The organism is Bacillus sp. ISL-78 (assembly GCF_018613455.1).
Lineage (GTDB): Bacteria > Bacillota > Bacilli > Bacillales > DSM-1321 > Peribacillus > Peribacillus frigoritolerans.
On sequence record NZ_JAGGQC010000003.1, the window covers coordinates 556,781 to 568,647 of the forward strand.

Consider the following 11,867-nt stretch of genomic DNA (forward strand, 5'->3'; position numbering starts at 1 on the left):
GAAACGACTGATTTTAATGACAGGAAGAATGACCGTCCATCTGGCAAGCTGAATTTTTTGATTTTGATGGAGGCACGTCAAGAGCTGGATTCCGATTGAAAAATCCCGTCGGTTTTAAAATGAAGCTAATATAGGCGGTCGGCATGACTGGCCAATCTTCAGGTCGTGTTATATGATGGTGTCCCATGTTATACCAGACCACAACATCTTCATTTTCAATCGAGCGATCGGCTTTAACCCAATCTTCCAACCCTTCTCCCCCTGCATGTTGGTTTGGGTATCGCCCTGAAGCAAACTGTTCTTCAGGATCGAAAGGCGTCACCCAAAAATGGTGTTTTAAAAATCCAGCCCGTTTTAATAAAGGCGAATCATCATGGGCGAACGGGAAACAATTCTCCCCAGCAAACAATTTATAACCAACCGGTTCCCCCAATATATTCGTTTTTGAGTGATTGACGATCTTCCAGAAGCGCGCAGTACGCAAATCAAGGTCCCGGACAGCCTCGGATTCCTTTTTAAGCAAAGTCGAAACCGGATAGAAACCATTTCCATATGGGTTGTCCGGTCCCCTTTCCATGCTTTTTGTATTGACTTCATAAACTGAATTATTCATTCCATCAACCATCATATCAAGCCTCATATTAAAGAAATGCTGATGATGTGCAGCAAATAATTGAGGTGCGACGAGATTGCCATGCGGGTGCTTCCGGTCAGGTTCGATGGCTTGTGTATGCAATATGCCTGTCAATTTCACTTCAAATTGTATCGTCCCATCCTGAAAGAAATACCAATAAAATCCGTATTCGTAATTTCCCACTGTCGAAATGCTCGATAAGACCAATCTTCTTGAACGGCGGACTTCAACATGACCTGTCCTCCAATCCGTATGTTTCCACCCAATTCCAAAATCCTCCTCATGCAGACATATTGCATTTTTAATTTGAATTACATTCCCTTTACTATCCACCAGGTTCGCGTCAAAGTACTTGATCTCACCTAGGCAGTCACACCCAAGTTCAAGTGAATTCGCCAACATGCCAATGCCGTATTCCCCTGCATCAAAAGCATTGTTCCTGTTAACCGGATCAGTCGGATCACCATAAGGCACCACCATCTCGGATAAAGAAGCTCTATACAGGATTGGCCGCTCCACTCCATCTTCATTGTAACGGACCGTATGAAGGACAAGGCCCTCACGGGAGTTGAAACCAAAGCGGATATTCCATTTTTGCCAATCGATCACATGTCCTTCCGTCGTGAAACTTGGTCCTTTTGGCTGAACTATTTCCAAAGGCTTAACATCCTGCCTCATGTTACCTACTTGATCGGGTGTATAATTTCCATCAAGCGGCGGTAATGGTATGACACCTTTATCCACAATCTTGATGACTTCCATCTTATTTAAATCGACAAGGACATATAATCCTGAAATGGGACGTGCATACCCATTATCATATAATGATGTACGGTAATAACATAAAGCCCTGACGATACGTACATCCACTTCCTCTTCAATTCCAAAATTCCCTGCCGACCATGGATCGACCATGATATTATCCATATTCGTAAGCCCTCTTTTGGCAAAGGCTTTTATCATCTCAGGGTGGCTTTTCACGACTTCCTGACACTCCATGAATTCATCAGCCATTATGGATGGCTGCACTCCAGGAATCAGTTTCCATGACGTTATGCTTCCTTCCGTTAAGGAAACAACAGCCTCATATGTTTTTCCCTCTTTATTATGAAGAATGATACAGAATGCTTCTCTATTGATTTGCACTTCATCACGATAATCCAGAACAATGGATTTTGCAGGTTCCAGTAAGCTGATGTTAGCGAAGCGGTAATGGTCATCCAATCCTTTATCACGTTTTAAAATCTGGACCGTAAGTTTAAGTTCTTCTGCCGTTAATGGATCAAGCGGGTGCTTTTCCCTCGTTACTTTCACACTTGATGTTTTTTCCATCTTAACCTCTCCCTTATAGGTAATATATCATTCTATCCATTAAGTAAACTTCCCCTCGAAGTGCCTCGTGCATAAAGTGCAAAATTTTATTTGCCTACCTACCCAACAATATTCAATATGATAAAGATAGCCAATATCAGAAAACACATCCCACTCATACCGATTTATCAAGCGGATAGCTGGAAATCCAACTCAATCAAGCTGCCCATGAGGACGCGTCCCTGCCCTTAAACTCCATACCAGTTCAAGCCCTGCTCATTCAAATCGATCCACACATTTTTTGTTTCTGTGTACATATCCATCGCTTGGATACCCAGTTCCCTTCCGAAACCGCTTTGCTTCCTTCCGCCAAAAGGTGCTGCACTATCAAGCATGCTAAACGTATTCACATACACCGTCCCCGCTTTTAACCCCCTTACCATCCGGTGCGCCCGTTTTAAATCATTGGTCCATAAACCTGAAGCCAATCCATACAAGCTATCATTTGCCTTGTTCAATGCATCCTCTTCATCTTTGAACTTGATAACCGACAAAACCGGCCCAAAAATTTCTTCGCGGGCAATTGTCATTTCATTGGTAACGTTCTCAAAAACAGTGGGCGTGAAGAAATAGCCATTTCCAGCCTCCGTATTTCTTTCTCCTCCCATGACAAGATTAGCTCCCTGTTCCAGACCGGCCGCTACGTATTGTTGAATTTTGTCAAGTTGCTGCAAGGAAACCTGTGGTCCCATTTGGGTCTTATGGTCTAAAGGATTCCCTACACGGATGGATCGTGCTTTCTTCACGAATGATTCCATGAATCGATCATATATGCTTTCCTGCACAAAAAGTCTTGTACCCGAAGCGCATACTTGCCCTTGTGCAAAGAAGATACCAAACATGGATCCATTCACTGCATTCTCAATGGAAGCATCATCAAAAACTATATTTGGTGATTTCCCCCCTAATTCAAGGCTAATTGGTTTTAAGTTCTTACTTGCTGCCTGCATGATTAGGCGTCCAGTATTCGTTGAACCCGTAAAAGCGATTTTATCGACGTCAGGATGTGAGGAGAGGGCATCACCCGCTATCTTCCCGTATCCAGGAATAACATTGATGACTCCATCTGGAATTCCGACTTCTTGAAAGATTTTAACCAATTCGAGAATGCTTACAGGAGTTTGCTCAGCTGGTTTTACCACAATCGTATTGCCTGCCGCCAAAGCAGGGGCAAGCTTCCACATCGTCAGCATAAGCGGAAAGTTCCAAGGCACTATGGCCCCTATGACACCGATTGGCTCCTTCAAGGTATAATTGAACCGGTTATTGGGAGAGGCAAGGGTACTTCCCTGGACTTTATTGGCTAATCCCGCATAAAATTCGAGTACATCTATCATGGCTGGCATCGCAATGAATTTAGTTTCATTGATTGGCAGCCCGTTATCTTGTGATTCGACTTCGGCAAGCATATCGGCTTTCTCCCACAGTGCCTGTGCCACTTTATTCAGTAACCTCCCTCTATCCCCCGGTGCCATTTCAGCCCACGGGCCAGATTCAAACGCCCTTCGTGCAGCTTTTACCGCTAAATCAACATCTTCCGGACCTGCCTCGGCAACTACAGCGTTCACTTCATCAGTTGCAGGATTAAGTGATTCAAATGTCCTTCCAGATATTGAATCAACCCATCTCCCATCAATGAACAATCGATAGTTTTTCCCCATCATCGTTTCCCCTTTCTCTTGGACATTCAAAACAACAATCACATATCTATTAACACAATAAGGCCGCACACCATTTTTTTATTGTAAAAAACGGAACATTCATAATATTTTTATATGCATTAAAACCAAACAAAAAAGATCCTCGTCAATGAACGGGATCCTTCAAATGTTATCACTATATAATAAGAACATTATATGGGGTTTTAAAATTTCTTTGAAACGGCATCGATGAATTCAGTAGGAGTCAGATAACCAAATTTCTTAAATTCATTAATCAAATGTGATTGATCAAAATACCCATTCTCATTAATCACATCCCAAACTGTAAAGGCCTTTTTATTCAATAACATATGCAGGGAGTTTTGGAACCTCACTATTTGGCTGAATAATTTGGGCGGCATCCCTACATGGGCATCGAATTGCTTTCGCAAGTATCTTGTTGAGTATCCGGTCTCGGCAGCTAATTGATTCATGTTTACATTTCCTTTAGAAGAATATATTTTGTTCAAGGAATATTCTATAATTGCCGGCAAACCGTTACACGTAAAAATATTAATCCCTATTTCTTCTTTGAACAGCTTTATTCTTCTATGAAAATCCCGTTCAGTTATTAACCTTTCCATAACGGTAGGTTCAATTTTTAACATATCAGCTAAAGGGATTTGGCGATCGATTACCTCCTTCATGGAATATTTAAAATGCTGGGTTTCCTGCTTAGGCATAAACCTCACACCGAAATATTCACAATTAGCCTGAAAGTTTATCGTTTTGTACTTGAGGACAGTCCCGTACACATCTGCAGTGGGTCTTTCGGGATCGCAATAAAATAATATGTCGATGCACCCATCCGGAATGACGGACATTGGATTGATTAAATCCCGATTGATTTTAAATTGATAAAACAATGTAGTGGAATGGTCAGAATTTCTTTGTTTATATTCTTTATAATAATCTGATAGAATCTCGAATTCAGGTTGAAATGGAAAATAGTCGAAGTTATTGAAACTCTGAATGGTGCTCAGCTACCATCACGCTCCTTTTATATTACACTGTCACCAAAGCCTTTTTACCACTGCAATAAGCTTGTATTGCCCTAATTACTACAGTAATCGTTTGGGCTGTGTGGTCATGCGCATCACTACACGGGTCAGGGGAGCCGTTCATCATTCTTCCCCCCCTGGCCATTATCAATATGAGCGTTGTTTTTATAATTTTCGACAAGTATTTCCAAATCCCTTTTGACTGAAAGATTTAAAACAATATACAACTTACAGAACACTTGGGTTCTCTTTTTATATATTGGTCAGTACCACTGAAATATATGGTAAAATATTCTAGTTAAATCCAGTTTTTAGCCTCTATGTTACGAAAGGAATGTATATATTGGTTTACTTATATGTAATTTTATTTTTCATTTTTGGCTATAGTTTTATATTTACCTTAATTAAAGCTATAAAAGATGAAGTATCCCACATCTTACTGCAATCCTTTTTCTTGTATGGGCTTCTTCAGCAATGATAGTTTTTGCGAATTTAATGAGTTTTTAATTAATGTTCTTCTTCAACCATCAGGGACGCTTGTTGAAAGACCGATGTCTTTTTAATTCTAAGATTATTAAAAAGCAAACCTTATGAAGGCTTGCTCCTCCAGCTTGAGACAAAAGGGGTTCGGTAAACGCAGCTCTCATCAAATGATGCTCCCAAAATCCTCAAGTATGGTTTCTAACTAAATCCTATAACAAAGCTGATTGGAGCGGAAGGTACGAGACTCCTGCGGGAAAAGCGCGTCTTGGGAGACCCCGCAGGCGTAAGACGAGGAGGCTCGCCGACCGCCCGCGGAAAGCGAGTGCCTGTAGTGGAAATCAGCGTCCAATTGTATAAGCCAAAAAAAAAAACGTAGGCCCAATCATGTAAACCGGGACCCACATTTGTAGACGGAAAACTTATCTTTCATCAAATGATGGTCCCAAACCAACACAACTTCAACTCCTCAAGTATAGTTCCTTACTACATGCTATAACAAGGTTGAGTGGAGCGGGTGTACGAAACACCTGCGGAAAAGCGCGTCTTGGGAGACCCCGCGGGCGCAAGCCTAGGAGGCTCGCCGACCGCCCGCGGATAGCGAGCTTCTTGAGCGGAAATCCACGTCCTAATTGTACAAGCCATTAAAAATGTAGGCCCAATCATGTAAACCGGGACCCACAGTTTGTAGGCGGAAAACTTATCTTTCATCAAATGATGTTCCCAGGTTAACACCTTCAACTCCTCAAGTATGGTGTCTAACTAGATGCCATAACACAGCTGATTGGAGCGGAAGGTGCGAGACTCCTGCGGGAAAAGCGCGTCTTGGGAGACCCCGCAGGCGCAAGCCGAGGAGGCTCGCGGACGCCCGCGGAAAGCGAGTGCCTGGAGCGAATCAACGTCCTAATACACAGGCCATAAAAAACACCCCGTAAATGTTAGTTTGGTGTCTAACATTTACGGGGCAGTTCAAATTTGTCTACAGTCTGCTTCTATATTTCTTAGATATGGAACTTACTTCTTTAAATGATATGGCACTGTCGTAACAACCACATTTCTTCTATAAAGCAAGTAGGCCTTAATCAGTAAACTTGATTGGTTATGAAGAATATTGTGCCAGCCTTTCTTCGGAATAAATTGGGGGATTATTACCGTAACTTTATAGTTGGATTCCCTCGCTTTATGTTCAACTGTATCCACAAATTTAGTTAATGGCTGTATGATACTCCTGTAATAAGAGTTTAGAGTCACAAGTCTAACATCTGGTTGCCACTTCTTCCATTTTTCTTCGAATTTCTTTTCATCTTCTCTTTCAAAAGCGACATAAACGGCAATGACCTGATGTGCAGATAGAGATTTTGCATAATTTAAAGAGTTCTCAACCACATGAGTTATACCGGCCACAGGTACGATAATGATATTTCCTTCAATTGGCAAGATCGGCTCACAAGTTGTAATCCTTAATTGGTCACCAACTGCTTCATAATGCTTTCTGATTCGATGAAAAATTAACAGGATAATAGGTATAAAAATCAAAACAGGCCAAACCTGAGTAAACTTGGTCAAGAAGAATATCATCGTGACGATAAAGCTAATAATGGCACCAATTGAATTAATGGTTAATTTCATCATCCAGCCTTTTGGCTTTTCGCGAATCCATTTAACAATCATCCCGGTCTGGGACAGAGTAAATGGAATGAATACCCCTACGGCATAAAGCGGAATGAGATTTTCTGTATGTCCTTCAAATGAGACTATTAAGATGATGGATGCAAGTCCCAGTATGATTATTCCATTGGAATATCCTAATCGGTCCCCTCTAATTGTAAACGCCCTTGGTATGAATTTATCTTTTGCAAGATTCACCGCAAGCAAGGGGAAAGCGGAATAGCCAGTATTTGCTGCAAGTATCAAGATCAATGCAGTCGTACCTTGAATGAAGAAATACATGAAATTCCGGCCAAAGATCTCTTCAGCAATCTGCGAGACGACCGTTACCTCTGCGCTAGGAACAATGCTTAAATAGTAGGCTAAGAATACGATTCCCGTAAATAATACTGCCAGTAAGGAACCCATAGCTATTAATGTTTTTGCAGCATTATTCGGTGCTGGATCTTTAAAGTTCGGGATTGCATTGGAAATCGCTTCGACTCCTGTCAATGCGGAGCTTCCTGATGCAAATGCTCTTAGCAGTATAAATAAACTGATGCCGGCTACCGGAGTCCCGATTGACGTATGCAATTCCGGTGAGACCCCTCCCGTCAGAATCTTGTATATTCCAACACCGATCAAGATGAACAAGGCTAAAACGAATAGGTACACCGGATAGGCCAAGACAGATGCCGATTCCGTTACCCCCCTAAGGTTCAAGATAGTAAGTAGGATGACGAAAATAATGGCTATGAGGACATTATAATCATGCAGGCCGGGAAAAGCGGACGTGATGGCATCCGTACCAGCAGAAACACTTACCGCGACAGTTAATATATAATCGACCAATAAGGATCCTCCAGCTATCAACCCTGGATTGACACCTAAATTGTTTTTTGAAACCACATAGGCTCCCCCGCCATGTGGATAAGCGAAAATGATTTGTCTGTAGGACAAAATCAAAGCGGTTAACAGGATCAATACTCCAATTGCGATGGGGATTGAATACCAGAATGCCGCAGCACCGACCGTGATCAGGACAATCAATATTTGCTCCGGTCCATATGCAACCGAAGACAAAGCATCGGAAGATAATATCGCCAACGCCTTTGTTTTATTAAGCTTTTGTTCACCAAGTGCATTTGATTTTAAAGGTCTCCCGATCAAGAACCTCTTTATAGAAGATAACATCAAGAATTCACCACCAATTTATTTTATAAGTTTATGTTTCCCAGCTGTAGCAAAAAACGAGACAGAACACAAAAATGCCTACAAGTCATAGCTAAATAGACCTGCAGACATCAATTTTTTGTCTAACAAGCTCCACCTTCCTTCTCATATAACGCTTACGAGGTTAGCTGTCGGATTCGGACCTAAGAGTAGCCCTACCTTTTAAAGGATTCACCCCTTGGATTGTAAAGATAATCCCAATAACGGGTCCCCCGCACCATAAGGTTTAAGCGATTTAGAAATATGAAACTGTTGATTATCATACTCCCGTGAAATGGAAAAGTAAATGAAAATTTTGCATCGAAATAGAATTATTATTTATAAACGAGGTTTTATTCTTGACTTATATAACAAAAGTCATGCAAACACATGATTCGAAGGTAGGAAAGAGGGAAATTAACCGTCTAAAAGGAAGATATTCAAGAAAACAATGAACAAAAGATAGATACCCCAAAAGGAAAAATGATCACCACTTTGAAAACTTGAAGAATCAAGTAAAACAGATTTGCCCCAGCTTGGATAGTCATTAAATCAGAATTGCGCTTTCTGTTTCCATTTTTAATTCCCTTCCAATTGGGGGCATTATTCCACTTAGTTCCTTCCTTCTTGAATTGGCCTCAAATTGCTCTTTTTAAAGACAAAGTATTTCTGGCCAAGATAATTAAGCACTGTATAAAAGATTGTTCCTATCAGAACAGCCAAATTTTGTTGTATGGATAAATGAACGGTTCCTTCCAGTGATTCTGCAATGGCTTGGCCTATAGAATAAGCGGCGGAATAACAAATCAGGATGACGCAAAAGAAACGGGCAACTCCTCGCCGCCATTCTATATCGCTTTTAAAGGTAAAAGTCCTGTTCAAAAGAAAACTCGTTACAGCTCCCGTACCATTGCCGATAAAAGTGGAGATCCAGTAAGATAATTCAAGAACATTCAATAGAAAAAGCATGATGGAAAGTCCAACCGCTGTATTGACTATTCCAACCAATAAAAAGCGGATAAAGGAGTTAGTTTGTTTTAGATAGTTTTTCAATACTGTTCCGTTCATTGTCTAGTTGCTCCCGTTTTTTTAAATCGAGCGGATTAAATAGATCAAGATCAACAATATATTTAGGCCGGCGTTTGGATTCATTATAGATTTTTCCGATATACTCCCCAATCAAGCCGACAGCAATCAACTGTAGTCCACCGATCAACCATATGGAGGTGATCAATGAGGTCCAGCCAGTTTCGGTCTGCCCATAAAATTTCAACCATAAAAAGTAAGACCCAAAGAGTAAGCTAATGAAAAAGGAAAGACATCCTAGCCATAATACAAGCCGGATCGGTGTAACTGAAAAGGAAGTAATGCCATCAAGGGCAAAAGCAACCATCTTCTTAAATGGATATTTCGTTTCCCCGGCCAATCTTTCTTTACGGTCATAATAAACAGAGTCCGTCTTAAACCCAATGAGCGGTACAATCCCCCGTAAAAAAAGATTCGTTTCATCAAAGCGTTCCAACTCCATGATCGCCCTTTTGCTCATTAACCGGAAATCGGCATGATTATAGACAAGGTTAACCCCCATCTTGTTCATCAATTTATAAAAACCTGTTGCAGATGTTCGTTTAAAGAATGAATCAAGGTCCCTTTTCTGGCGGACACCATATACGATTTCACATCCTTCATTGAATTTCCGAATGAATTCCGGGATGACTTCAATATCATCCTGTAAATCTGCATCAATGGAAATCACACAATCCGAGGCTTCCTTGGCTGTAAACAAACCTGCCAGAAGTGCATTTTGATGTCCAGCATTCCTGGAAAGCTTTAGCCCGCGAACATATTCATTATTAATCGTTTCTTTATAAATGATCTTCCAAGTTTGATCCTTGCTCCCATCATCGACAAACAAAATTTTACTTTGACCGGAAACAACGTTTTCATCGACCAACCCCCTCATCAATCCACAAAGTTGGGAAATGGTTTCCTGCAAAACGCTTTCTTCGTTATAACAAGGTACAACAATCGTTACAATCGGTGAATTCATTCGATTCCCCCCTTTTCACATGACTCTGTATAAATGAATTTTCCATACGCTTCCTTTTTTTGTGAAAACCCTATCCAGCACCAATCCGTTTTCCTTCGCGTTGTTGATTGGGATGGCAGAAAATATATACGTGCCGCCTAATCCTTTAAACGCATCGATGTTCAGGTCCAAATTATCCAGCTCTTTCTTCGAGCCTTTCTTGAACATATAATGCTTCCCAAGCTCATCGGTAAACAGGTAACAACGTCCTCCCCATTCATCAAAGTAGATTCTTATGTTTTTATTCTTAGCCAATTCGTTTTCAATTATTTGACGAAATTGATGTTTGTAAGAAAGCGGATAAAAATTGTTATAGCTATCGAGCGTGTAAAATCCATTATATTGAGCGATTGCGGGATGCAGCCCAATGCTGGCAACACGATACTCTTCTTGTGGACGGTCTATATGATCTTTTATTTCCTGAAAAAGGCTTTCTGAATAGAACTCTTTAAAAGAGGGTTTTTTATTGTGAGTGATCTCTTCATTGAAACCGATTAAAATCAGAATTTGAATGGCGATGAAAATAGAAAGGGTTTTCTTAGCATAGTCGCTGTGTTCCCAAATGATTTTTATCGCGAGGGCAAACCCCAAGTATATTACCATCGGCCTTAAAAAGTGAAATCTGGCAAAATTAAAGGTATCCAGGGTATGGAACCTTTCCGTTAAAGGCAGCCAGCCTTTATAAAACCAAAATGCGTACCACGCTGAGAGCATAAAATTCAAGCCGAATAAAAAAACATATACCTTCTCCTGTCTCCACAGTTTTTTTGACAGAATAATATAAAGGGCAAAGACTGTAATCGGCAGGATGATAAGCGCATGTACAGTCATGACATGCGTATGTCCAAGAACGAAATTTTTGAAAGTAAGCTTAACGACCCAATCGAGCGGCAGCCTTGCGTGAAAATATTCATCCCTGCTGTTTGGTTCCGAATCAAAAATGAATGAAGCCACCAAACGATACTCCACCAAACCAAAAATGACGGTCATATAAACGATCGAAAGAAGAAACGTTATATTCCACCCTTTTCCCCTGATTACATCCGTTAGCCAAAGAAAGCCCATTGCAACAAGGAAAAAGAAAAAGCCAAGCACGATGCTTGAATAAAGTGGTAAAAGTGTAAGGACCAAATAATTCTTCCAAGAATGATCCTTGCTGCGGATATTCAAAAAAGCCCAAAGGGCTAAAGGCATCCCAAGTGTACTGAGCATTCCCGATGGCCAAAACGGGGTAAGGGCAAAGGCTAAGGATGTTCCAACCCTAATCCATGATGATCTTCTTCCTGTAACCAAATGTTTGCTTAATAAGATATACATACCAAAGAATGCAATAAACCTTGTTAATGCCTGGCTTATTGCATAAGCAACCATTGTCGGAAAAAGAGCATGAAGCCACACGATAATACTGAACTCACTGCCAAAAGCATTCCGGGGCAGCCCATTCATAATCTGTGGAATTCTGGCGTCAATTGCACCGAATAACTCACCGCTTTCTGAAAGGACTTTATACCAGGCAAGGTTGGAATCCAAATTATCATGTACGCGAATATGCGCATTTTCTCCAAGGATGATTAAGGGGGAAAGATATAAAACAATGACGAGTAAGGCAAAAAGGATTTGTTTTCTCTCTTGATTTTCAATTGGCAAAATATTCACCTCTTGATTAAATTCATATATCCATAATATTTGGCTTCGAAGGTAAATCTATTCTTTTTAAGGGATTTATTTTAACC

8 protein-coding genes and 1 riboswitch are annotated in these 11,867 nt (G+C 40.8%); all 8 genes read right to left on the reverse strand.

The genetic code is table 11. The features are described from left to right. Nucleotides 1–13 precede the first annotated feature (13 nt). A complete protein-coding gene (locus J7I96_RS05160) occupies nt 14–1,966 on the reverse strand; it encodes a primary-amine oxidase (RefSeq protein WP_214925447.1) in 1,953 nt (650 codons plus the stop codon). 227 nt (nt 1,967–2,193) lie between these two features. Then, complete coding sequence (locus J7I96_RS05165; protein WP_214925444.1) at nt 2,194–3,666, reverse strand: aldehyde dehydrogenase family protein; 1,473 nt, start codon at nt 3,664–3,666, stop codon at nt 2,194–2,196. Between the two features lie 203 nt (nt 3,667–3,869). Then, nucleotides 3,870–4,571 carry a helix-turn-helix domain-containing protein gene (locus J7I96_RS05170; protein WP_396020055.1) on the reverse strand — a complete coding sequence of 234 codons (702 nt, stop codon included), beginning with the start codon at nt 4,569–4,571 and terminating at the stop codon, nt 3,870–3,872. 139 nt (nt 4,572–4,710) lie between these two features. Beyond that, nucleotides 4,711–4,833 (reverse strand): hypothetical protein, encoded by a 123-nt coding sequence (locus J7I96_RS28340; protein WP_285292085.1) that lies wholly within the window; start codon nt 4,831–4,833, stop codon nt 4,711–4,713. 1,367 nt (nt 4,834–6,200) lie between these two features. After that, nucleotides 6,201–8,027 (reverse strand): APC family permease, encoded by a 1,827-nt coding sequence (locus J7I96_RS05175; protein ID WP_214770004.1) that lies wholly within the window; start codon nt 8,025–8,027, stop codon nt 6,201–6,203. A 136-nt stretch (nt 8,028–8,163) separates the two neighbouring features. Continuing rightward, nucleotides 8,164–8,309, reverse strand: a riboswitch (cyclic di-AMP (ydaO/yuaA leader). Between the two features lie 348 nt (nt 8,310–8,657). Beyond that, the gene (locus J7I96_RS05180; RefSeq protein ID WP_214770005.1) at nt 8,658–9,113 is read right to left on the reverse strand and encodes a GtrA family protein; all 456 of its coding nucleotides are present in this window, start codon (nt 9,111–9,113) and stop codon (nt 8,658–8,660) included. Further along, nucleotides 9,073–10,095, reverse strand: coding sequence for a glycosyltransferase family 2 protein (locus J7I96_RS05185; protein WP_214770007.1), 1,023 nt, complete (start codon nt 10,093–10,095; stop codon nt 9,073–9,075). The genes J7I96_RS05180 and J7I96_RS05185 overlap by 41 nt, the downstream gene beginning before the upstream one ends. A gap of 15 nt (nt 10,096–10,110) precedes the next feature. Beyond that, nucleotides 10,111–11,784, reverse strand: coding sequence for a DUF6044 family protein (locus J7I96_RS05190; protein ID WP_396020062.1), 1,674 nt, complete (start codon nt 11,782–11,784; stop codon nt 10,111–10,113). Between the last annotated feature and the right edge of the window lie 83 nt (nt 11,785–11,867).

Coding starts and splice junctions, on each gene's coding strand:
- J7I96_RS05160 (WP_214925447.1), bottom strand. CDS start 1,966: ATGGAAAAAACATCAAGTGTGAAAGTAACGAGGGAAAAGCACCCGCTT.
- J7I96_RS05165 (WP_214925444.1), bottom strand. CDS start 3,666: ATGGGGAAAAACTATCGATTGTTCATTGATGGGAGATGGGTTGATTCA.
- J7I96_RS28340 (WP_285292085.1), bottom strand. CDS start 4,833: ATGATGAACGGCTCCCCTGACCCGTGTAGTGATGCGCATGACCACACA.
- J7I96_RS05175 (WP_214770004.1), bottom strand. CDS start 8,027: ATGTTATCTTCTATAAAGAGGTTCTTGATCGGGAGACCTTTAAAATCA.
- J7I96_RS05180 (WP_214770005.1), bottom strand. CDS start 9,113: ATGAACGGAACAGTATTGAAAAACTATCTAAAACAAACTAACTCCTTT.
- J7I96_RS05185 (WP_214770007.1), bottom strand. CDS start 10,095: ATGAATTCACCGATTGTAACGATTGTTGTACCTTGTTATAACGAAGAA.